This is a genomic window from Ruegeria sp. HKCCD6426 (genome assembly GCF_057221115.1).
Map to the genome: position 1 here is coordinate 1 of NZ_JBWVBF010000013.1, position 24,245 is coordinate 24,245.

Consider the following 24,245-nt stretch of genomic DNA (forward strand, 5'->3'; position numbering starts at 1 on the left):
GGTGAATCCGAGCTTCTCAAAGCTGAATGCTCAACCGAATGCGCCGCCATTTCGAGTATTCGAACGGTAAACAGTCAAGTTGACGCGATCCTCGATTTCCTGGGGATACTTCCTATCACATACGATATTTCACTGGTCCCTCGGCAGAATTGGTTCTGAAGGTGTAGATGCATCCAGTCATGTTGCTTGCAAACCAGCAATGGCAGATTGAGGCCAGCAGGGGGCGTCGGCTCCGGTTCTGTTGCCGAGTTTTATTAGGCGAAGAGATTACTCCTTCCTTGAGGGCTAAGCAGTGTCGGTTGAAAACAAAAATTTGGCTAAGCCGCAGAATACCCGGCGTCCGCCATCAGAAGCTGGCCGGTGATCCCACTTGCAGCGTCTGAGGCGAGGAAGGCAACCGTTTGGGCGATCTCGGCAGGTTCAAGGAGGCGGCTCATCGGAATGTCGTCGATCCAGCGCGCCATGACCTCGGGCTGCTCGATCCCTACCTTTTGAAGCATTTCAGTGTTGGTATAGCCAGGCCCAACAGCATTCACCCGAACACCGCGCGCTGCCCACTCGACTCCGGCGACTTTGCAAAAATGCGCGACACCGGCCTTGGTGACGTCATATCCGATGTGAAGCTCTGGGCGAACCGCCTTCACCCCTGCAATAGATGAGATCGCGACGATCGACCCTTTGCCCTGATCCAGCATGATATTTCCGAAAGCGCGGGCCACGAAAAACACACCGTCCAGGTTGATTGCCATCACACGGCGCCAGTCTTCATCGCTGTGATCTTCGGTGGAGCTTTCATAGGCCACACCTGCATTTGCGACGACAATATCGACACGGTCGTGTTTCGCCTTCACACGATCTGCCAGATCCTGCACGGATTGACTGGAGGTCACGTCAATCCGTTCACCTTCGGTCGAAAGCCCCTCGTCAGCGAGTTTTGATGCGGTCTCGTCGACGAGATCAAGCAGGTCGGCCATGACGACATGGGCACCCATTTCACCCAGTTGGCGGCTGATCGCCTCGCCAATCCCGCGGGCCGCGCCGGTGACTACTGCGATCCTACCTTCAAGCGAAAATATGTTCAGGTTCTTTACCACTTTGACCTCCGTAACATGATTGAACTTTCCGTTCGCACAGGCTTGAGCCTGTAATTGATTACTTGACAACTTCATCTGCGGAACCGCGTTGCATGGTGATCAAGACCGCCAAGATTACGACCGCTCCGCGGATACCTACTTGGAAAAAGGGATCGACTTGCAACAACGTCATTCCGTTGGCCAACACGACGATCACGAGCACGCCGAACACCGTGCGCAGCGGACCACCAACTCCGCCAGATAGGAGCGTCCCGCCCAGAACCACGGCAGCGATTGTATCCAGAAGAAAGCTGTCTCCCATTCCCGGCGAGGCCGAGAAGGTGCGAATTCCAAGCAGGATACCTGCAATCGCGGCGATAATCCCAGCAACCACGAACACCAGTATTTTCAGGCGTACCGTGTTGATACCCGACATCCTCGCTGTCCGCTCGTTGTCGCCGACCGCGTATATATACTGCCCGAATCGGGTGTACCGGGCGACAAAGGCACATAAAAGCAGGATCGCAATCGCCCAGAAGCCGATCTTGGGTATGGTTCCCCACACAACGCCACCTGCAAGCGCGCTTGAGATCGGGGTGGACCAGGGAAGAGGACGGCCGCTGGAAATGATCAGGCCGATACTTTCGAAAATAAACAACGATCCCAAGGTAACGAGAAAGCTGGGTAATTTCAGGACGGCATTCAGGATGCCGTTGAATGCCCCGCAGCTGGCCCCGGCAAGCAGACCGACCAGTAAGGCGGATTCTCCCATTACCGGGATCAGGGAGATGGTTGAGATCGCCGACAGCGTCATGATCGCTCCGACACTCAGATCAATTGCTCCGATGAGAATTACGAACGTTGTACCCATGGCCGCGACCAACAGAACCGAAGACTGACGCACAATATTCCATAGGTTGGGCCAGGTCAGAAATGCCTCATGCATGATGCCAAAGAAAGCAATCAGGGCTACAGCGGCGATGATCGGGGTAAATCTGCCTATGTTTCGGAAATTTTTCATAGCTTTGGTCCTTGGCTGCCGCGGCGCGCGCGGTCAGAACATCATGTGGATTACGTCGTGTTCACTGGGCTTGTTTTCTTTCGGCGCAGGCACCGCCTTCGAAAGGCGGCCTTCGGCGAGAAACAGGATGCTGTTCGACATTTCGATCAGTTCAACCAGGTCGTCGGAAATCATCAGAATTGCGCCTCCGGCATCGGCGAAATCGCGCAGAAACCCATAGATTTCTTCTTTGGCCCCGGCATCGACGCCGCGGGTCGGGTTGTCGACCACAAGCACTTTCGGATTTTTTGCCAACCACTTGGCCAGCACGATCTTCTGTTGGTTGCCGCCGCTCAGGCTGTTAACCAAGGTGTCGGTGTCGGGCGTTTTAACGCGGAACCGTTTGCTTTCTCTGCGACCCGCAGCGCGCATGGCCCTGCGATTGAGAGCGCCAAACCACTCGAACGACTGCAGCGAGGGCAGCAATATGTTGGCCTCGATCGACTGACCCAGCATCACGCCGTCCAGATGCCGGTTCAGAGGGATGTAACCGGACCCTAGCGCAATACGCGCATCCGTGGGCAGACCTGAGGCTTCGGTGCCGCAGATTGCCACCGAACCTATTGAAGTCTCGACGCCGAAAATAGCGCGGCCCAGCTCGGTTTTGCCGGATTGCACCAAGCCTCCTACGCCGAGAATTTCTCCCGACCTCAATTCGAAGGACACGTCCCGAAAACGATCCGATCTGAAGTTTGTAACCTTAAGGACGACACCACCAAACGCAGCGACCTGCCGGTCGGTCGAGTAAAAGTCTGCGACCCTTTCCCGCCCCACCATTAACCTGTGCAATTGGCCTTCGGTCGGGTTGGTCAGATCGTCCGCAACGACTTTTCCGTCCTTTAGAACGAGCACGCGATCTGAAATCCGCAACACCTCTTCCAGGCGGTGCGATACAAATAGAATTGAGGCTTTGAATTTCGATTTCAGCAGATCAACTATGCGATAAAAAACATCAAGCTCGCGCCCTGAAATCGAGGCCGTAGGCTCATCCAAAAGCACCAACGGATTCCTGATTTTAAGCAGCTCGGATTGCGCGATCACGCGGGCAATTTCCACGATCTGGCGCGTGCCGAAGTTTAACGCGCCGGTGATCGCAGAGGCATTGATATCGACGTCGAGTTCTCTCAGAACGTGTTCAGCGCGTTCCCGCATTTCAGAAAACTGCATGACACCACGGCGCACGAAATGCTGCTCGAGGCCGAGGAACATGTTCTGACAAACCGGATAGACCGAGATTAGCGCCTGTTCCTGATGAACGCGGAACACTCCGGCGCTTGTGGCCTGTGTCGGCGTGTAGAACTCCACTGGCTTTCCGTGCAAAAGGTATCTGCCGTCAGAGGGGGGCTGAATCCCCGACAGAATGTCCATCAGTGTGCTTTTTCCGGCCCCGTTTTCACCAACGAATCCCAGTGTTTCTCCAACTCCGATCTCGAAGCTCACGCAATCGAGGGCACGAACGCCTGGGTAAGACTTCGTGACGCTTTCCAGCTTGATTAGAGGATTGGTCATCGGCATTTCCTGACAGGAGAGGGGACCGGCCGGGGCCGGTCCGCCTGATGTGTCTGAATGATCAGGACTGCAGAACTGTCTTTTTCGACTGCGTCAAATCCACAACCTGGCTGATGGCGCCCGGTGCAAAGTGATCACGATACATCGCGTTGAGCTTTTCGACATTGCCTGCGTCAATCGAAGCCTGGACCTCGGCAGGGACCGCGAAGTCGCTTGGCTTGGTTGCGTTCATGCTGTCAATCTTGCTCCAGAAGTCGGTTGGGTCGATGATTTCAACGCCCCAGGGGATAGTCCAGTTGTCCCCATTGGCCGCCCGCGACATCGATTTGAAGTCGAAAGGCAGTTCCTTGGTTACGTCCATCAGTTCGAGGTATTTTGAGGCTGCTTCGGGCGTATCCACGAAGAGCGAGTCGAAATACTGCATCCGCTCAAGCGGATCGCTTTCAACACCTTCAAGGTCGTCTACCAACCGAACAACCGAATAACCGGTCATAAACGGTGCATTAATCGACACCGTGCCAAGTGCGCTGGCATCATCGCGGACGCGCACCAGCATTTCGCCGGTCGCATCAATTCCACCGGTGACAATCTTGCCGGTCAGCCCGCGTTCGCGCAGAACGTCGAGCACAGCAATTGCGGTGTCCGCGTTGTAAGAGACGATTGCTCCGACATTGGGGTTGGCCGTCAGCATGTTTTCGACCACAGGCCGCGCTGCTACCCGGTTCTCGCCGCCATTCTGTTCGGCGATCATGTTGATGCCGGAATTATTGGCCAGCGCTGAATACACACCAGCGGCGCGACTGTCAGCCGAGAAATTACCCGGCAGACCGGCTACATACATGACGTCACCTTCGTTCCCCATATGGTCGAACAAGGCCTGTGCCATCGCCCCGGTGCCCCGAATGTTATCTGGTTGGCTATACAGCAGATAGGCTCCGTGGAACTGCGCATCCATCGGATGAACCCAGGCGGCGGTCGAATGTGCATTGGCAATCCTGATGCCTACATTTGAGGCTACAGCCGCCAGCGCCTTCATGATTTCGGCGTTCTGCGCAAAAGTCACTACCGCGTTGACTCCTAGCGACGGTGCCTGTTCGATCTGCGCAATCTGCTTTTCAACCGAGTCAGCGTAGGTCTGCGAGATATAGTCCAGCCCCATTTGCGCGCAGGCCTGTTTTGCGCCTGCGTCCCAACCTTGCCAGTACTCATTAGCAAGGGTGGGGAACGTGTTCATGACCGTTATCTTGTCGTCCGATCCCCATGCGGTTTTGGTCATAAGTGCCGGTGCAGCCAGAATTGCACCGCTTGCTACAACACTGTGTTTCAGCAGCGTGCGTCGGTTCATTTTTCTTGGGTTCATTGCTTCCTCCTCCGTGTCGAGCTGTTGTTTCGACAGAGGCATGCAATCAGAAACCGGAGGCATTCAGGGCGGTAATGTTATCCAATGAGGATATCCGGCGGTACACAGTACATGGCCGCAGACCGACCATCTGCTAAATTCGGAATGTCCAATTTGAATAAGTCTTTGGGATTGAAAACGGGCTGATTGGATACGCTCCTGCAGGCAAGAAAACTGTATTTGGACTAATAACGGTTGCCTCGTGAATGCTCATGAAACAGCAAGGCTTCTGAAGCTCGTAAAAGAGTTAGGGGAGTGTTTTGAAGGGTCTGTACAGGGCTTTGAGCCGAACTCGGCATTGTATCTTCTGTAGCATTTGGTCGTTGCGCATTTGACGAACCGACCGATGACGGCCACCGAACTCATCGCCAGTTCCGGGCTGCCCTATACGACCGGCCACCGTCGGATAAAGGAGTTGGATTCCTTGGGTCTAATCACGCGCAGGCCCAAAGCACAGGGTGCAAAATCCGATTATCTTTTGCCGACATCAAAGCTTCTTTCAGAGTTTGAAAGGTATGTTCGGTCGGTGAAGGGCGTAATCTCAACGTCGGTGGGCTTCAGGGCCAAGGATAAGGATCAGGACGACTATTTTTTTGGAGGCGCAGCGGCAATCAACGATCTGATGCCACCCAGTCTGCTTCACACCAGCGAAGAAATGACCGCAAAAGGGGCTTCGGTTTCTTCTGCACGACGACAATTATTTCCAATCATTTCGGCACATGTGGTCCGATATCAGAACTAAGCTTGCATCGAAAGGCGACCTTGATCTGTTGCAGTTGCCGCAGATGTAATAACGCGCTCGACAGCGCGGTACGGCAGCAGGACGCGCCCTTTGACATCGTTGCGGTCAACATGCGCTGGCTCAGGGAGTTCGTTGAGCGTGACGCGATCATTTAGTCTGGTCGACTTCATTTCAGAGGGCAACTTGAATTCTTTCGATTACCTTCCGGCCGTATGGTCCACTGGCACCTGGAAGAACCAGCAATATGGGGTTCCGATTTATTGCACAGTCGAGTTTCTTGCCGTTCGCAACGACGTCGTTTTGGGTTTAGGACTGGTTTATCCGACGGCGCTAACATCGTATTCAGAGTTCCAGAGTTCCAGAGTTCCAGAGTTCCAGAGTTCCAGAGTTCCAGAGTTCATCTGGCTGTCATCAGGGAAAATGACCAAGCGTATTCCCAACGCGGGCATCTGGGTGTTCATCGCACCATTCTTGGTGTTCTCGTCCTCGCGGTGCTTAAGAACGGTCTTAACGTCATTGGTGTTCACCACTACTGGCAGACCATAGTGACTGGGCTGAGCGTCATCATCGCTGTAACATTGACGCTCGATCGGTCCCGTTTGGCATTCGTAAAGTAAGCCGATGGACAAACGCATTTCACATCAATTTGCGGTTCATCCGCGGCACAGTCTGCGCATCACATTGTAAGCAAGAAAATCCAATTTGGATATTCATTGCATCCAATTCGTCAGAACTTTGATATTATGTTCTGAACGGCAACGCGTTGTGCAGCTGAAAACCCTCCCTGGACTTGGCGCCGGCGCATTGCTGGCGCTTTTTTTTGGAGAGTCGCGGTGCCTATCTCTAATCTCAAATCGGATATCACTGACCATGAAGTCATAAGGATCATCAGGTTCCTCTCGCGAACCAGAGCCCCGTTCAATGAATTGGTACGGGGTGGGCCTGGGGATCCGTCGTGGAACCTGACATCTTTCTTGGTGACGTCTTACCTAAAGGGTGAACCGGTCACGATTTCAATGCTCATCGATGCGGCAGAAGTGCCTTATGGAACGGCTCAGCGGCGCATTCATGCCATGATTGAGGATGGGCAGATCGTAAAGGTCGCGCGCTCGACAACAGGCAAATCCTTTTACCTGCAGCCCAGCCCTGAGATGTATTCGGCATTTGTCGACTATATCACCAAAGTCAAATCCTTGCTGGCGGAAACAGTTGGGTTAACTGGCGTGGAAAATGCGGATGAGTTCTATTTTGGCGGCGCAGATTTTGCGCGGGACATTTTGCCTCCACCGCCCTTGCAATCTCAACTGGCAGAGAGCGATCAGGAGCTGAAGTTCTTGTTGCACAACGATAATTACTTCTCGGCCATGCGTAACATGTGGGCAGACTATCGAAACAATCTGGGGTCCAGAAAGAGTTTTTCGTTGCACTTTCTACCCGACCTGCACGAACGCCTGCATGAGTTCCTGCCCAAATCTGAATTTGATGTGGTGACGCTGAATATGCCCTGGCTGGGTGAGTTTGCCGAAAAAGGCATGCTGATGCCACTGGACGAGTTCATCGATGAAACCAATATCCGCGTGATGGATTTCCACCCGGCGGTTTGGGCGTCAGGCACCTGGGGCAGCCGGCAATACGGTGTTCCGATTTACGTGACGATCGAAGCGATGGCCGTGCGAAAGGATTTGTTTTCCGAACATGAACTGCCTCATCCCAGAACATTCGATCAGGTGATCGAAACGGGCCGGCAATTGCAGGACCCATCCCGCGGTTTCTTTGGTGTCGCCTGGAACGCCGCGAGAGGGATGCCGATCGCCTCAAGTTTCATGATCCTCATGGGCTGTTGCGGTGCACCAATTCTGAACATCCCGCGTGCGCGGCGGTATCACAATTGGGCCGATCTCGCCAGCAACAGCCTCCGTCCGAAGATCGATAGCGAAGAAGGGCAGATCGTGCTGGATTACATGCACCGTCTGGTCGAAATATCGCCACCTGATATCCTGAACATGGACTGGAACCGCCGGATCGAAGCGTTTCTGGAAGGTGAGGTCGCCATGGCCTATTGCTGGACCATGCGGGCGGCGCGGTTTGATTATGATATCGGCTCCATGGTCAAAAAACGCTCTGAGCTTATTCCTCAGCCCAAAGGTCCAATGGGTATGAGTGCGAATCCGACCGGGGGCTTTCTGTTAGGCATACCGGCCAACCTGCCAAAATCGCGCGCTAAGCTGGCATTTGAGGCAATTGCCTGGATGGCCTCACCAGAGGCGATGAAGCGGCACGTCACGAATGGTTTGCCGGTTGCGCCTCGGTTCTCGGTTGCCGCAGATCCAGAGGCCGCCGCGGCTTCGCCCATTGTTCGGTTCGTCGACCGGTTGTCGCAACGGGGAATGCTGTGTACCTGGCAGCGTCCTCCGGTTCCCGAATATCGTACAATCGAAAGCATACTTGGAGTGCGGATACATGATGCACTGTCTGGCGCATTGTCCGACAAAGAGGCGTTAGCGATGGCCCAGAATGAAGTTGATCGCGCCATGCAGGAGAACGGACGTTATTGAGCTTGACCCGTTGGTGTCCAGTCAATGCCGTAAGTATCTTTGAAATAAGCCTGGAAATAGTCCTGAAACGCCGGGAAAGCCGAAGCCAGCTTGAGGAACTCCTGTCGATCCATCACCAGAACTTCGGTAGCATCAAGGGCGCGGACAGTCCCTGCGCGCCGGCTTTCACCAAGTATCAGCCTTTCGCCGAAATGCCCGCCTGCTGCGATTTCTCGGGTGTTCAATTCGCCGGTGTTGGCATCCTTCATGCGAACTTCGACCCGGCCACTGATAATTGTATAAAACCCGTCTGCCCGATTTCCCGCTTCGAAAATGCGATCTCCGGCTCGGTAGTGAGCAATTTGGGTATGGCTGTTCTCGGGCTTAACATCCTGAACAATGCTTCGAGGCATCAGACCGTCCAATACCCAGTTCAGAAAGACTTTCAGTTTTGCAGATGCCCCAGGTAAAAAGGACAAGTAGAAGCCGCGCCATAACAGCCATGCGGGAAACCCCGTCAGCGTCAGGCCCATCACTTCGGCAACGCCCCGTTTGCCGCCCAAAGACGCCATTGCCCCCTTTGATTTGTAGCTGAACGGACGTGGCTGCTGCCCAGCCAGTTTTCTGCGGATGTTTTCCGCCACTGTCCGTGCCTCACGTACTGCAAACTGGGCCGTAGGCGGTGCAAATTCCTTCGGAGCGCTCGCCTCTTCGACCAACGGAACCAATGCGCAATCACCGAGGGCCCAGACATCCGAAACGCCTGCAACCGCGAGCGAACGATCAACTACTATCTTGCCGCGTTCGCATCGGGCGTTCATTCCGCGAACGACACCAGATGGTGCATTGCCTATGGTAGCAATAACCGTCCGTGTGCCGATGACGTCATCGTTTGTTGTTACGATTGCCGTACCGGTTGCACTGGCAACACCGGTTGACGTGTGGACCTCGATGCCACGCGAGGCCAGCTTTTGGGCCGCGTATTGGCGCAGACGCGGGGGCAGTTCGTTGAGGATATTGTCTGCATATTCCAGCAAAATGACTCGAACCTCGGATGGATCGATAGAGGGGTAATATTTCAAAGACCGGTCAATCAGTTCTTTGATCTCGCCTACGGTTTCAACTCCGGAAAACCCGCCGCCGATGACGCAGAAAGTAAGGGCCTCCTGCTTGACTTCGGGCAGTTGCGTGATGTCGGCGTGCTCCAGTTTCTCGATGACATGCGCCCGCAATCTGCTGGCATCTGCCAGCGTTTTCATCGCAAGCGCGTGGTCCGATAGACCGGGTGTTCGGGAAAGGTCGGTAGATTGCCCCAGGGCTATGACAAGCTGATCATATGCCACTTGTGTCGGGCGTCTTTGGACACCCTGAAACACGGTCACGGTCTTTGCGTTGAAATCGATGGAATGAACCCGCGCTTTCCTTGTCTTGACGTGTTTCAACAGCCCGCGGAGCGAGGAAATGGCATGTGCCGCAGTGATTGAACCAGCGGCAACCTCAGGTAGCAGTGGTTGAAACACGAAGAAATTCTGGTCGCTGATCAGTTCGATTTCAGCGAACTTTCCCAGGTGTTTCACAAGTGATTTCGCGGCAAATAAACCTGCGAAACCGCCGCCCAGAATCACGATGCGAGTCATTGTCTCTCCTTCAGCTGAACACTTGATATCGGTCGAAGCCAATCGGGCGGGCGGTAAAGATATCCATTTCAGGCAAGTTCAGTGCAGGTGCAGCAAGTCCTTCGGAAGTCGCGGTTTCCCATCGTTTCCGAGAGAGAAAATCCCATGCGGATATCTTTGTTGCCCGGTCTCAACAAACGTCTCCAACAATATTTGCAGCTTCACGAAAGCCTTGTTCGGCCGCCGTGACCACTCAGGAGGAGACACTATGAAATCGCATTCGCCCTTGAAGACGCTCGCCACGGCATCCTTGGCACTTTTGATGAGTTTGCCTGCCGCAAACACAGCCATTGCCGAGGACAGTTCGGGGTATGCAGGTAAACCCCGCACACTGCTGTGGTCGAACCGGGACATCGAGTATGTGGATACGTCGGAATACGCCAAGGAACCGCCCTATGTAGTCGGTTTCTCGAATGCTTCGATTTCAAATATCTGGCGGGTCGGGATGCTGCATTCGATCCAGCAAGCCGCGGCAGATAACAGAGATCTGATCGAGAAACTGATCATCACCGACGCAAACGATGATCCCTCAAAGCAAGTGTCCGACATTCAGGATCTGCTGCAACGTGATGTCGATATCCTGATCGTTTCGGCAGCCCAATCCGAAGCATTGGACCCCGTTGTGACCCGCGCAATGCGCAGCGGTGTGCCGGTGGTTATGGTCGATCGCCGTGTGACCTCTGACAACTTCATCTCGTTCGTAACTGCCTCAGACCATGCGCTTGGCCGGTTCGAGGCCCAATGGATGGCTGAAACACTTGGCGGCAAAGGCAATGTCGTTATGCTGGGCGGCATCGCGGGGGCCAGCCCGGCAGAAATCCGGATCGCGGTTGCCAAACAGGTGTTCGCTGAATTCCCTGATATCAATGTGATCGACCTTCAATACACCGACTGGAGCCCGGCCAAGGGCAAGCAGGTCATGGCCGCGCTGATCCAGAAATATGGCAAGGACATCCACGGCGTCTGGTCTGACAGCGGCTTGCAAGGCTCGGGCGCGTTAGAGGCGTTTGTCGAAGCCGGGTGGGAGGATGGCAGCATTCCCCCGATCACCTGTTCAGATCTCAACGGCTGTGTGAAGCAGGCGGTCGAGCATGACGTCAAGGCCATCAACTTTGACTATCCGCCGGCTATGGGTGGCGCATCCGTCAATGTGGCGTTGGATGTGCTGGCCGGCAAACCAGTTCCCAAGCAATACGAAGTGAACGCACAGATTTCGATTACCGAAGGTGATGAGACCCACTCCGTCAAGGCCGACATCTGGATGGAAGACTATGCCCGGCTTGACAGGCCCAATGATCTGATCCTGTCGACAGGCTTGGGCCCGGACTACGATCCCACGACGTTCAGCGCCGACTACCCCAAATAAATTCATTTCGGGCGAGCCTTTGAGGCTCGCCCTTTCTTTATTGAGGAGGACAACGCCATGCCATTTGACCCTACAGAATTGCGCCAGATCGGACGCACGAAGCTCAAGACCAACCTCCTTGGCCTGGGGACCGTCCAGATTGGCGGTTGGCCGCGTTGCCTGCCGGAAGAGGACGCCGTGAAGGTTCTCGATGCCGCGTGGGATGCCGGTTTGCGTACGTTTGATACGGCGCCAATGTACGGCATGGGCATGTCCGAAGAACGGCTGGGGCGCTACCTGGCCTACAAGCCCAAAGAGTCGTTTGTGATTTCGACAAAGGTCGGTCGTATCGTCGAAGACGATCCCGACAACAGCGAACCAACGGGCGATGACGAGTTCTGGAAGGGCGCTCCGCCCCGGAATTACCATTTTGATTTTTCGTATGATGGCGTCATGCGTTCGGTTGAACACAGCCTTGAACGCACCGGGCTGGGCAGGTTCGACATGTTATTGATCCATGACGCCGATGACCATCTCGATGAAGCCCTTGGCGGGTGTTACAAGGCGCTCGACCAACTGAGATCCGAGGGAACGGTGTCTGCCATCGGGGCGGGTATGAACCAGAACCCGGCGTTGGCGCGGATGGCGGCTGAGGCGGATATGGACGTGTTTCTACTGGCGGGTCGATACACGCTCTTGGATCATTCGGCGCTGACTGAGTTGTTCCCGATCTGCGAAAAGCGTGGCACGACCATTCTGATCGGCGGCGTGTACAATTCCGGTGTCCTGAATACTCCGGTTGAGGGCGCGTCGTTCGACTATGTGCCGCTGGATGACAACTGGCGCGCCAACGTCCTGGACCACGGCGTGCGCGCACCTGCGGATCATGAGACCGGCGAATACTGGTTGAAGCGGGCGCAAGCGCTGAAGGCCGTCTGTGACCGGCACGACGTGCCACTTTCGACCGCCGCAATCCAGTTTTCAGCGGCACATCCTATCGTATCCAGCATCCCCGTCGGGGCCGGACGCCCCGAACGGTTCGAACAGAATATAGCCGCTCTGAAAGCGGACGTACCCAACGATCTCTGGGCGGAATTGAAGCACGAGGGGCTGATCGCAGATGCGGCTCCAATCCCTGCTGAGACGGAAACCGTTTAGGGGAAAGGCAGTGACATGAGCAAAGGAATTCCCGGCCTCGCAGGAAGTGACCATATTGGCTTTACTGTTCCGGATATCGAAGAGGCAACTAGGTTCTTCGTAGATGTGATCGGGTGCGTTGAACTTTTCGAGGTCGGGCCTTTTGTGGCGCATGACGACTGGATGACTGAGCATCTGAACGTCCATCCGCGTGCCGTCATCGAATCCCTCCGCATGCTGAAATGCCGAAACGGGCCTGCTTTTGAGATCTTTGAATATTCGTCGCCCGATCAAAGGGAAAAGTTGCCGAAAAACAGCGATCATGGCGGGCATCATCTTGCTTTTTATGTTGAGGATATGGACGCGGCGGTTGCCTATCTCAAATCTCATGGCGTGCGGTTCCAAGGAAAACCGAGTTTTATGGAGGAAGGTCCGAGCAAAGGGCTAACCTGGGTGTATTTTCTGGCGCCCTGGGGCATGCAACTTGAACTTGTCAGCTATCAGGATGGACTGGCATATGAAGCCACATCAGACGAAATTATGTGGTCCCCGAAATCGTAGGTGATCCGGTCGTTGGACCCGACCACGATTGAAATGTATAGGCAGCAAGCTTTGCTGAAGTCGCCGGTGCTTTGCCCCGACCGAAATCCCTATCGGATAGATTAAAGTTTATGGTCGACTTCTATTTTCACATGGCACCGCGAATTCGATGTTTTTCAAGCGTTTTTAGAAAATTGGATGCACCTTCTTCTGTCACGGCCTGCCGAATATCGAAATTGGATATCATCACAGCACATCGCCCACAGCCCCTCTGCAATATTGGGAATCATAGAAAACGATCCCTGAGAATCCGGGGGTCATTCGCCCAACAGTGGGTCTTGGTTTCTGACCTGTGACCCCATCATGAAAGATAGTGAGAGAGAGGCGCGAAATGGCGATTGAGACCTATGGCACCATGGCCGTGGATTGGGAAAACCGCATCAACTTTGACCGGTTGCGGACTGAACGCCTGGCCCGCGTCAAAGAGAAACTCGAGCAGTCGGACATGGGTGCCTTGTTGTGTTTTGACATGACCAATGTGCGCTACATCACAGGCACCCATATCGGCACTTGGGCACAGGACAAGGTGTCCCGCTGGACGCTGCTGCCGCGCGGCGGAGAACCGATCCTGTGGGACTTCGGATCGGCTGCAAAGCACCATGCGTTGCATTGCGACTGGATGGGCGGGGAAGAGCGGTCCCGCGCGGGTATCCCCTTGTTGCGGGGCGCTATGACGCCAAACATGGGTCGGGCTGAGGAAACCGCTGACAAGATTGTTCGCGAGCTGGAAATACATGGCTTGAAGAACGAACCGCTTGGGATCGACCTTGTTGAACCCCCCATCATGTTCGCGCTGCAGGAACGTGGCGTGAAAGTCGTCGATTGCCAATGGCTTATGCAGGATGCACGCGTTATCAAGACGCGGGATGAGATCAGCCTGCTGACCCACGCCTCGGCCATGGTGGATTTCACCTACGAGGAAATTTACCGCGCCATCCGCCCCGGTGTTCGCGAAAACGAACTGGTCGGGATTGCGTCGAACTTCCTCTATAACAACGGATCAGAATACGTCGAAGGCGTGAATGCGATTTCGGGCGAGCGATGCAGCCCACACCCGCATGTCTTCTCGGACCGGGCGCTACGCCCGGGTGACCCGGCTTACTTCGATATTCTGCACAGCTACATGGGATATCGGACCTGTTACTACCGGACCTTCGCGGTGGGTAGTGCAAGCCGTGAAATGCAGGATGCCTATAAGCGATGCCGCGATTACCTCGATCAGGCGATCGCAATGATCAAACCCGGTGTGTCCACCGGCGAAGTCGCAAAGGTCTGGCCAAAAGCCGAAGAGTTCGGGTTCCCCAACGAAGAAGCCGCGTTCGGATTGCAGTACGGCCACGGGCTTGGACTGGGAATCTGGGAACGACCGGTTATCAGCCGTCTGGTCTCGATCGACCATCCGGAGGTTATTCAGGAAGGTATGGTCTTCGCGCTTGAAACTTTCTGGCCCGCCAAAGGCAGCCACCATGCGGCCCGTATCGAAGAGGAAATGGTAGTCACCAAGGACGGGGTTGAAGTCATCTCGAAATTCCCGGCCGAAGAGCTCTTGGTTTGTGGCCGCCAATATTGGTCCGGGCACGACATGCTGCCGGGTATTCGCCACAGCGAATCTCATTTCAACAATCACCGCGTTTTCCCGCAGGCCGAAAACACGACGCAGCCGCGTTTCGGCAAAACCTGGGAAGACTAACTCCTGACGAAACCCTGAACCCGGGATTGGGTCTAGGGCCCGAGAGGCAAATATGACAACGAGAATAGGCTGGATCGGGCTCGGTAAAATGGGCGCTCCGATGGCGATCAACTTGTGCCGGGCCGGTGCCAATGTGACCGTGTTCAACAGAAGCCCTGACAAGGGCAAACGCGTTCTCGACGCGGGCGCGGCGTTGGCACCCAAGGCCAGTGTGTTGGCCGCTCAGTCGGATATCCTGTTTACCATGCTGTCGGACGACTATGCCTTGCGCCAAGTTCTCTTGGGCGACAAAGGCGCTCTGAAAGAGATGCGCTCAGGAACCATTCTAGTTGATATGAGCACGGTATCCCCGTCCGTATCGCAAGACATTGCCGACGCGGCGGTCGGCTACGGCGTGCGATATCTTCGAGCCCCGGTTTCCGGGTCGGTTACTCTTGCCGAAGCTGGGACTCTGACCGTTATGGCGTCGGGAACGAAGGGTGCCTTTGACGACTGCCTCGACGTCCTGAAGGCGATGAGTACATGCCAGTTCTATGTCGGAAGCCACGAGCAGGCACGGGTTCTGAAGCTGTCGATCAACATGATGGTGGGATTCACTGCTGCCATGATGGGCGAAGCCTTGGCGCTTGGGCTGAAAAACGGGCTCGATCGGGCAACCATGCTGGATGTGATAGGCGCAAGCGCCATTGCGTCGCCATTGGTTAGCTACAAGCTGGATGCGTTGAAAGCGAGGGATTACTCGCCCGCGTTCGAGGTCACGCAGATGGCCAAAGATTTCGATCTGATACTGGAGGCCAGCCGTCAATCTGCCGTTCCAATGCCGCTGGCCGCACAGGTCCGCGAAGGTTGGAGCGAACTGATCGCCGATGGTGACGGCGAAACGGACTTTTTCAAATACGTCGAACTGGCCACGCAACGCGCAGGCGCAACCCTTCGCAAGGGCACGGAGACGGCGGCATGACTCTGAACCCGGACCTCATGAAGCACACTTGTCTGATCGGCGGTCAATGGCGACCCGCGGGGACTGGTGGAGTTGTTTCCGTAGACAACCCGTCAACCGGTGCAGTTCTGGGCGCGGTGCCGAATTTCGGGGCCGAGGAAACGCGTGAGGCGATCGCTTCGGCTCAATCGGGCTTGGCGGATTGGAAGGGCCGCACGGCCAAGGATCGCGCCGCAATCCTACGTCGCTGGTACCAACTGATTATTGAGCATACAGAAGATCTCGCAGCGATCATGACAGCGGAGCAGGGCAAACCGCTGGCCGAGTCGCGGGGAGAAGTGGCTTATGGTGCCAGTTTTATCGAATGGTTCGCCGAAGAGGGTAAGCGCATATACGGCGAAGTCATCCCAAGTCCTTGGAGCGATCGGCGTATTGTTGTTGTGAAACAACCGGTTGGGGTTGTTGCGGCCATTACACCATGGAACTTTCCCATTGCCATGATCACGCGCAAAGTCGGGCCGGCATTGGCCGCAGGCTGTACCTGTGTCGTCAAGCCCGCTTCCGCCACACCGTTTTCTGCCTTGGCGATTGCTGCACTTGCGCAAGATGCTGGCGTACCGGATGGCGTGCTGAACGTCGTAACAGGATCAGCACGCGCGATCGGCGGCGAGCTGACGGCCAATCCGACTGTCCAAAAGGTGACGTTTACAGGGTCGACCGGCATCGGAAAGGTGCTCATGCGTCAAAGCGCCGATACCGTGAAGAAAGTCTCGATGGAGCTGGGCGGCAACGCGCCGTTCATCGTGTTTGATGACGCGGATATCGACGCCGCTGTGGACGGCGCTATTGCGTCGAAATACCGAAACACGGGGCAGACCTGTGTTTGCACCAATCGCATACTTGTGCAGCGCGGCGTACACGACGCGTTTGTCGAAAGACTGGTGGCGCGTGTGAACGAACTGGTTGTTGGGGACGGATTCTCCGATGGCGCTCAGCAAGGGCCATTAATTGATCTGTCGGCGGTCGAAAAAGTCGAAGAACACATTGCCGATGCGTGCTCGAAAGGGGCTTCGGTCGCCGCAGGCGGCGGGCGCCACACGTTGGGTGGCTCTTTCTTTCAGCCGACAGTCTTGACCGGTGTCACGACGGATATGGCCGTCGCGCGGGAAGAAACTTTTGGGCCGCTGGCACCGATATTCACATTCGACAGCGAAGAAGAGGCAATCAGGCTGGCCAACGACACCGAATTTGGCCTGGCCGCCTATTTCTATTCCCGTGATATCGGCCGGATCTGGCGCGTTGCCGAGGCGCTTGAATACGGCATGGTCGGGATCAACGAAGGCATCATCTCGACCGAGGTCGCGCCGTTTGGCGGGATCAAGGAAAGCGGCGTGGGACGGGAAGGCGCCCACTACGGAATCGAGGAATTTGTCGAGACGAAATACCTGTGCATGGGCGGGCTGAACGCCTGACCTTTGCCTGCGGAGTAGAGCACAATGCCGAGAACAACGAAAATCAAGCCAATGGCCGACTGGGTGGATATCACCGCCACCGAAGCCGACTGGGACAAGCTTGGCAAAGCCGAAGCGATCAAAATGCACAACCATTTGCATCTCGTGCGCGCGTTCGAAGAGATGGTGCTGGAAATGGATGCACAGGGGTTGATCCATGGCCCGGCACACAGCTCGATCGGGCAAGAGGGAGGCGCGATTGGATCGATCTCACCCTTGAAACCCGGAGATCAGGTCACCGGGTCCCATCGAGGCCATCACCAGTTTGTCGCTAAGGCTTTGGCATATCTTGATCCCGGTCACGTCGATCCGCTGACGACCGATTTGTCGGGCGAAGTTCTGCAATTGCTGCAGAAATCCCTGGCCGAAATCATGGGGCTGGCGCAGGGCTATTGCAAAGGCCGTGGTGGCTCGATGCATTTGCGCTGGGAAGAGGCGGGCGCCTTGGGCACCAACGCCATTGTTGGCGGTGGCGTGCCATTTGCAACCGGGGCCGCGTGGATCAAAAAACGCAGCGGCACTGACGAAGCGGTGTTTTCCTATTTCGGCGAGGGCAGCGCACATATCGGTTCGGTCCCTGAGGCAATGAATCTGGCGGCGCTTTGGGATTTGCCTGTTTGCTTTTTCATTGAAAACAATGGGTTCGCCGTGGCGACCACGGTCGAAGAAGAAACGCGCGAAACGCGAGTCTCATCTCGCGGCCTGGCTTTCGGCATCCCGTCTTTCCGGGTTGATGGCATGGACCCGGTCGCGGTGCGCGTCGCGACCGAACGCGCTTTGGATATCATGCGTTCGGGCAAAGGGCCGACGGTTATCGAAGCCGTGCTCTATCGCTTTTTCCATCACGGCGGCGGCGTTCCAGCCAGCGCCTTCGGGTACCGCAGCAAAGAAGACGAAATCACATGGCGCAAACGCGATCCACTTTTGGTGATGCTGGACGGTTTGAAAACACGCGGATGGCTGGACGATGACGGCGATGCCACGTTGGCCACGCGTGCCAAGTCCGCGATGCAATTGGCGGCCTCGGCGCTGACGGTTGAGGAAGGCAACAAACGCACTGTCATCGAAGCTCTGTGGCCAGACACCGCAATGCGCGACGCAGGATTGCGCGGAGATTTGAGTGAACTGGACGGCAAACGCTTCGAAGAACAAGAAGAATTCTCGGGTACGTTGGCACCTGTCAGATATGTGGATGCCGTTGCCGAAGTGATGAACCGGCGCATGGCCGAAGATGACCGCATCTTTTGTCTGGGCGAGGACATTCATCGCCTGAAGGGCGGGACCAATGGTGCCACAAAGGGACTTTCCGAAAAATATCCGGACCGGATCATTCCAACCCCCATAGCCGAGGCAGGATTCAGCGGGTTGGCCGGTGGCGTAGCGATGTCAGGCAAATACCGTCCGGTTGTCGAATTGATGTATCCCGATTTTGCGCTGGTCGCAGCGGATCAGCTGTTCAACCAGATTGGCAAGGCGCGGCATATGTTTGGCGGCGATACCGCGATGCCAATCGTGTTCCGCACCAAGATTTCGATCGGAACTGGATACGGATCGCAGCACTCTATGGATCCGGCTGGATTGTTTGCGCAGTGGCCGGGCTGGCGCATCGTCGCGCCGTCGACCGCGTTCGACTACGTAGGGTTGATGAACAGTGCTTTGGCCTGCGACGACCCTGTTCTGATGATCGAACATGTGGGTTTGTACACGCAAAAGATGCCCGGGCCGGTCGAGGACTATGACTATTTCATTCCGCTTGGAAAGGCCAAGGTGGTACGGGAAGGCAGTGCGATGACCATCCTGACTTATTCAGCAATGGTTGAAGAATCCCGCAAGGCGGCCGAGGCACTTGGGCTGGATGCCGAGATCATCGACTTACGCTCTTTGGACCGTGCTGGCATCGATTGGGAGACCATCGGTGAAAGCATCCGCAAAACCAACAATGTGGTGGTTGTCGAGCAAAGTCCGCTGACCGTTTCCTATGGTGCTATGCTGACTGACGAATTGCAGCGCCGGTTCTTTGACCATCTCGATCAACCGGTTCAGCGGGTGCACGGCGGCGAAAGCTCTCCCAGTGTGTCAAAGGTACTGGAGCGGGCCGCCTTTGCGATGGCCCCCGAGGTCGAAGTCAGGCTGAAACAGATGATGATCGATACTGGCCGCGGGGCCTTGGTCGGGGTCTGACATGGCTGGTGACAAACCAAACAGGATGCCGGGGCTACGCGGAGTCGAGCATGTCGGCTTCACCGTGCCCGATCTTGAACAGGCGACTCGTTTTTTCGTCGACGTGTTGGGGTGCGAGGTATTTTACGACCTCGGTCCGTTTCAGTTCGATGACGATTGGATGTCTCGTCAGTTGAACGTCCACCCCCGTACAGTGATGAAGAAACTGCGTTTCTTTCGATGTGGGCACGGGCCAAATTTTGAGATCTTTGAATACGAGGCACCGGACCAACGGAAGGCCCAACCGAAAAACAGTGACGTCGGCGGGCACCATCTGGCCTTTTACACGGATGACTTCCACGGGGCGGTGAATTGGTTGCGCGACCACGATGTCGAAATACTGGGCGAACCAGTGTTGCGCCATCAAGGACCATCAGCGGGGCAGACCTGGGTTTACTTTCTTGCACCCTGGGGGATGCAACTGGAACTTTTGAGTTTCCCCGATGGCAAAGGGTATGAATTGACCACCGACCGGCGTCTTTGGATCCCGGTAATCCCTTCCGAATGAACAGGTAAAACCATGCCCATTGAAATCACAATGCCAGCTCTTTCCCCCACTATGGAGGAAGGTACGATCGCCTCCTGGCTTGTTTCCGAAGGGGAGCAAGTGAGCCCGGGTGACATACTGGCCGAAATCGAAACCGATAAGGCGACGATGGAGTTCGAAGCGGCAGATGCTGGGACCGTTGCGAAAATCCTGGTGCCCGCAGGGACTGAAAACGTGGCTATCAATACACTGATAGCCATAATCGCCGAAGACGGCGAAGACGTATCTGGCATAGAACTCCCAAGTCAAAATAAGCTTGAACCGCAGGCTGAAATTGTCAGTTTGCCTGACGCCCCAGAACCAAATCCAAACATTGTATCTGAGGCGGTTCAATCAAATAGCCGGGTTTTTGCGTCACCTCTGGCGAAACGGATCGCCGCAGAAGGTGGGCTGGATCTTTCGAGTGTCTCAGGCACAGGCCCCAAGGGGCGGATCGTTCGGCTGGATGTCGAGAATGCGTTAAAGCAACCTAAACAAGCACCACCTCGGAAAGAACCAGCCACGTCTGAAACAGCGCAGGTTTCGGAACTATATCCTGAAGTCAGCTATGACGTTATCGAACTGGACTCTATGCGCCGAACGATCGCACGGCGATTGACCGAGGCCAAGCAAACCGTTCCCCATTTCTACTTGCGGGCGGACGTTGAACTGGATGCGTTGTTGGCGCTGCGGTCGCAACTCAATGCGGCAGCACCGAAAGTAGAGGAAACCCCGTCCTTTAAGATTTCGGTCAACGATCTGGTTATAAAGGCGCTTGCTCTGGCTCTGGCAGAAGTACCGGATGCCAATGTGACCTGGGCAGACGGCAATCTGTTGCGTCACCGGGCCGTTGACGTCGCCGTTGCGGTCGCGATCGACGGCGGGTTGATCACGCCGATCATTCGGGACGCCCAGGGAAAAAGCATCTCAGCCATTTCGACGGAAATGAAGGACCTTGCCGCACGGGCCCGGGCACGCACTCTAACGCCGGAAGAGTTCCAGGGCGGGACAACTTCGGTATCCAATCTGGGTATGTTTGGTGTGGATTCGTTTGATGCTGTAATCAATCCTCCGCAGGGAACGATCCTTGCTGTTGGCGCAGGCACGCGCCGCCCTGTTGTTCGCGGCGAACGGGTCGAGGTTGCAACCGTGATGACGGTGTCTCTGTCCGTCGACCATCGAATGGTGGACGGTGCAGTTGGCGCAGAGCTTCTTGCAGCTTTCAAACGTTATGTCGACGCGCCGTTGACGATACTCGCCTAATGTATTCTTTGATCCCGGCCTGAAGGCAACATTTGGCCTTCGATGTCGGGTACGCCGCATCGCACCTGCTCCCCGGCGCGATGCGGCTTTATTATTTTAGTAACTGACAATGGTTGGAAAGGCGCCATGACAGGTGTCGCGCCGCCTGACGACATCACCTGCAATATCCATAACGGATAACTTCGGGACCATCTGTTTCCTGCCAAATCGTAAACTTTTTTCATACACCCGTGTGCCGATTCTGAGAGCCACCGAGGTTGGGGCAAAGCGGAATGGGGGAGGATCTCAAAATTGCGGTCCGGCACGTCTGAAGTTGGAGGAGAACCCAATGAAAACCCTAAAAATTGCAGCCACAATGGCTGTGACTTCAATCGCTGCAACCGCAGTAGCGTCGGACGTCTATACCGGCGCACCGCGAACATATCTGTACAACCCGGACGTCGAGGTCTGTTTCAACGACACCTCGCAATACGAAAAGGAAGGACCCTACACGATCGGGTTCTCGAACGCCGGGCTTGGGGACAGCTGGCGTGTTGTCATGCAGCATTCGGTTATGACCGCCGCTGCAGAGCATCGGGACCAGATCGAAAAGCTGATCATCACAGATGCCGGTCATGACGATGCAAAACAGGTCGCGGATATTCAGGACCTGATTTCGCGCGGTGTGGATCTGCTGATTGTTTCCGCAAATACCCAACAGGCCCTGGACCCCGCCGTTTCTCGTGCAATGCAGCGCGGAATTCCTGTGGTCATGATGGACCGCCGGATCGCCTCAGACAATTTCGTGACCTTCGTAACCGCTTCAGACGCGATGATGGGGCGGCTCTTTGCACAGTGGATCGTGGAAAAGCTGGATGGTGAAGGGAATGTCGTGATGCTGGCCGGTCAGGCCGGATCCAGCCCTTCGGAAAACCGCGAAAAACCTGCGCGTGAAGTGTTCGCGCAGTACCCCGGCATCAATATTCTGGAAACCGTTTATTCCGACTGGTCGCCAGTGAAGGGCAAGCAGGTCATGCAGGGCATGATAGCCAAATACGGTGAAGACATTGATGCCGTGTGGTCTGCCCACGGTCTGCAGACGCCGGGCTCGGTCGAGGCGTTTCTCGAAGCCGGGTGGGAACCCGAGAATATTCCTCCGCATACTACGGCGGATGTGAACGGGCCGCTGCAAATGGCGATCGAACACGGCATCCCGATGCTTGAGGTCGGCTATCCTCCGGCGATGGGCGGAATTTCGGTTGGCGTCGCACTGGACGTTCTGGCCGGTGCACCGGTGCCTTGCATCTATGAAATCAACGCTCAGATTGCAGTTTCCGAAGGCCACAATACGCCTTCCATTCAGACCAACCTGCGCCTGACCGACCTTGTCGTGCCGAACGGCGCTCCGGACATGCTGGTTACCGGCGGTATGGGTCAGGACTACGATCCGACGACCTACACCGTCGACTATCCCAAGTAAGCCGTCACCACTCAAACCGGGCGGGGTCCTGTAGGACCCTGCCCAACCCACAGCTGAGGCCAGACATGCTGACACTCACTTCTATATCCAAATCATTCCCAGGCGTAAAAGCTCTGGATCAGGTCGATCTTGATGTCCGCGCCGGTGAGATCCACGGGCTGCTCGGTGAAAACGGAGCCGGTAAGTCGACGCTAACCAAAACGATTGCCGGCGTTTACCAGCCCGATGAAGGTCAGATCGAGTTTGACGGCGAAATCATTCACTGGACAGCGCCGGGCGATGCCAAAGAGGCGGGCATTCATGTCATCTACCAAGAATTTGTCCTGTTCCCGCATCTCTCGGTCGCCGAGAACATCTTTTTGGGAAATGAACGTCGAAATGGACTGGGTCTGATTGATTATGCGCAAACACGCCGGGACGCGCGTGAGCTTTTGCAGCGCCTCGGCGTTGACATCGACCCCGACCAGCTTGTGTCCGAACTGACCGTCGCTGACCAACAGATGGTCGAAATTGCCAAAGCAATGGTTCACAAGGTCAAACTGCTTATCCTGGACGAACCAACTGCCGTGATCTCGGGCCACGAGGTCGAGTTGCTGTTCAAACGTCTCGAGGCTTTAAAAGCGGATGGCGTGGCCATCATCTACATTTCGCACCGATTGGAAGAGATCTTTGAGATCTGCGACAGGGTCACGGTTCTGAAAGACGGTCAGTACGTGGCCGGTAAGGATATCGGCGAGATTGACCGGGACCAATTGATCGCCTTGATGGTTGGCCGTGATATGTCCGAACTGTTCCCTATCAAGGAATACGATGCACCTGCCGGTGACGTTGTTCTGCGTGCTCAGAACATTTCGGTGAATGGGCGGGTCCATAATGCCAACATCGAACTGAGAGCTGGCGAGATCACCGCCTTGGCTGGAATGGTCGGTGCCGGGCGTACGGAGTTGGCGATGGGCATCTTCGGTGGCCTGCCTCTCAAGTCCGGGACCGTTGAGATCGACGGCGAGACCTACTCTCAAATGAAACCCGCTCTGGCGATTAAAAAGGGTATCGGTCTCGTTACTGAAGACCGCAAGGGGCAGGGGTTGGCGATGCAACTGGATGTTGCTGCAAATGTGACGGCCTCGGATTTGGGCTCGGTCACACAATCCGGTCTCATCAACTTCGCCAAAGAGTTCAAGATCGCGGAGCAGGAAATTGGGGAATATCAGATTGCCTGCCGCGGACCACGCAACCCGGTTGCAACCATGTCAGGCGGCAACCAGCAAAAGGTCATCGTCGCGCGTTGGGCGCGTACATGCTCCAAAGTTCTGATTCTGGATGAGCCCACTCGGGGCGTTGATGTCGGTGCGAAAACCGAAATCTACCGGATTATGCGGGAACTGGCGGCCAAGGGGATCGCGATCCTGATGATCTCATCCGAGCTGCCCGAAGTTGTCGGAATGTCGGACCGGGTCGTTGTGATGCGCGAAGGCGTCGTCACCGGTGAGTTGTCGAAAGACGCGCTCTCAGAGGAAGCAATCATGCAGCTGGCAACCCAGCAGGAAGCAGCGTGAGGGAG

General features: G+C 55.7%; 18 protein-coding genes. 12 read left to right on the plus strand and 6 right to left on the minus strand.

Annotated features, from left to right (window positions below; genetic code table 11):
- Window positions 1–317: 317 nt before the first annotated feature.
- The 5 genes from AC2TDA_RS22200 to AC2TDA_RS22220 form a co-directional block, all read right to left on the minus strand.
- On the minus strand, window positions 318–1,094 hold the full coding sequence (locus tag AC2TDA_RS22200) for an SDR family NAD(P)-dependent oxidoreductase (RefSeq protein WP_480881204.1): 777 nt from the start codon (window positions 1,092–1,094) through the stop codon (window positions 318–320).
- Window positions 1,095–1,152: 58 nt separating this feature from the next.
- On the minus strand, window positions 1,153–2,094 hold the full coding sequence (locus tag AC2TDA_RS22205; protein WP_480881206.1) for an ABC transporter permease: 942 nt from the start codon (window positions 2,092–2,094) through the stop codon (window positions 1,153–1,155).
- Between the two features lie 33 nt (window positions 2,095–2,127).
- Window positions 2,128–3,642, minus strand: a complete 1,515-nt coding sequence (locus AC2TDA_RS22210; RefSeq protein ID WP_480881207.1) for a sugar ABC transporter ATP-binding protein — start codon at window positions 3,640–3,642, stop codon at window positions 2,128–2,130.
- 61 nt (window positions 3,643–3,703) lie between these two features.
- Window positions 3,704–5,002 carry a sugar ABC transporter substrate-binding protein gene (locus AC2TDA_RS22215; RefSeq protein ID WP_480881209.1) on the minus strand — a complete coding sequence of 433 codons (1,299 nt, stop codon included), beginning with the start codon at window positions 5,000–5,002 and terminating at the stop codon, window positions 3,704–3,706.
- A gap of 1,098 nt (window positions 5,003–6,100) precedes the next feature.
- The gene (locus tag AC2TDA_RS22220) at window positions 6,101–6,418 is read right to left on the minus strand and encodes a hypothetical protein (RefSeq protein WP_480896877.1); all 318 of its coding nucleotides are present in this window, start codon (window positions 6,416–6,418) and stop codon (window positions 6,101–6,103) included.
- A 198-nt stretch (window positions 6,419–6,616) separates the two neighbouring features.
- Here AC2TDA_RS22220 and AC2TDA_RS22225 point away from each other — a divergent pair, with 198 nt between their 5' ends.
- On the plus strand, window positions 6,617–8,338 hold the full coding sequence (locus tag AC2TDA_RS22225) for an ABC transporter substrate-binding protein (RefSeq protein WP_480881210.1): 1,722 nt from the start codon (window positions 6,617–6,619) through the stop codon (window positions 8,336–8,338).
- Here the strand turns inward: AC2TDA_RS22225 and AC2TDA_RS22230 are convergent.
- Entirely contained in the window at window positions 8,332–9,954 is a 1,623-nt protein-coding gene (locus AC2TDA_RS22230; protein ID WP_480881212.1) for an FAD-dependent oxidoreductase, read from the minus strand. The genes AC2TDA_RS22225 and AC2TDA_RS22230 overlap by 7 nt on opposite strands.
- A 247-nt stretch (window positions 9,955–10,201) precedes the next feature.
- Between AC2TDA_RS22230 and AC2TDA_RS22235 the strand changes: the two genes are divergently transcribed.
- The 11 genes from AC2TDA_RS22235 (at window position 10,202) to AC2TDA_RS22285 (ending at window position 24,240) form a co-directional block, all read left to right on the plus strand.
- Window positions 10,202–11,359, plus strand: coding sequence for a substrate-binding domain-containing protein (locus AC2TDA_RS22235; RefSeq protein ID WP_480881213.1), 1,158 nt, complete (start codon window positions 10,202–10,204; stop codon window positions 11,357–11,359).
- 57 nt (window positions 11,360–11,416) lie between these two features.
- The gene (locus AC2TDA_RS22240; protein WP_480881215.1) at window positions 11,417–12,496 is read left to right on the plus strand and encodes an aldo/keto reductase; all 1,080 of its coding nucleotides are present in this window, start codon (window positions 11,417–11,419) and stop codon (window positions 12,494–12,496) included.
- 15 nt (window positions 12,497–12,511) lie between these two features.
- Complete coding sequence (locus tag AC2TDA_RS22245) at window positions 12,512–13,036, plus strand: VOC family protein (protein WP_480881217.1); 525 nt, start codon at window positions 12,512–12,514, stop codon at window positions 13,034–13,036.
- 370 nt (window positions 13,037–13,406) lie between these two features.
- Window positions 13,407–14,765, plus strand: coding sequence for a M24 family metallopeptidase (locus AC2TDA_RS22250; RefSeq protein WP_480850627.1), 1,359 nt, complete (start codon window positions 13,407–13,409; stop codon window positions 14,763–14,765).
- Window positions 14,766–14,817: 52 nt separating this feature from the next.
- The gene (locus AC2TDA_RS22255) at window positions 14,818–15,726 is read left to right on the plus strand and encodes an NAD(P)-dependent oxidoreductase (protein ID WP_480881219.1); all 909 of its coding nucleotides are present in this window, start codon (window positions 14,818–14,820) and stop codon (window positions 15,724–15,726) included.
- On the plus strand, window positions 15,723–17,177 hold the full coding sequence (locus tag AC2TDA_RS22260; protein ID WP_480881220.1) for an NAD-dependent succinate-semialdehyde dehydrogenase: 1,455 nt from the start codon (window positions 15,723–15,725) through the stop codon (window positions 17,175–17,177). The genes AC2TDA_RS22255 and AC2TDA_RS22260 overlap by 4 nt, the downstream gene beginning before the upstream one ends.
- Before the next feature lie 24 nt (window positions 17,178–17,201).
- Window positions 17,202–19,397 (plus strand): alpha-ketoacid dehydrogenase subunit alpha/beta, encoded by a 2,196-nt coding sequence (locus AC2TDA_RS22265; RefSeq protein ID WP_480881221.1) that lies wholly within the window; start codon window positions 17,202–17,204, stop codon window positions 19,395–19,397.
- Window position 19,398: 1 nt separating this feature from the next.
- The gene (locus AC2TDA_RS22270) at window positions 19,399–19,944 is read left to right on the plus strand and encodes a VOC family protein (RefSeq protein ID WP_480881223.1); all 546 of its coding nucleotides are present in this window, start codon (window positions 19,399–19,401) and stop codon (window positions 19,942–19,944) included.
- Between the two features lie 12 nt (window positions 19,945–19,956).
- A complete protein-coding gene (locus tag AC2TDA_RS22275) occupies window positions 19,957–21,225 on the plus strand; it encodes a pyruvate dehydrogenase complex dihydrolipoamide acetyltransferase (RefSeq protein WP_480881225.1) in 1,269 nt (422 codons plus the stop codon).
- A gap of 328 nt (window positions 21,226–21,553) precedes the next feature.
- Entirely contained in the window at window positions 21,554–22,684 is a 1,131-nt protein-coding gene (locus AC2TDA_RS22280) for a substrate-binding domain-containing protein (RefSeq protein WP_480881226.1), read from the plus strand.
- 65 nt (window positions 22,685–22,749) lie between these two features.
- The gene (locus AC2TDA_RS22285; RefSeq protein ID WP_480850636.1) at window positions 22,750–24,240 is read left to right on the plus strand and encodes a sugar ABC transporter ATP-binding protein; all 1,491 of its coding nucleotides are present in this window, start codon (window positions 22,750–22,752) and stop codon (window positions 24,238–24,240) included.
- Window positions 24,241–24,245 lie beyond the last annotated feature (5 nt).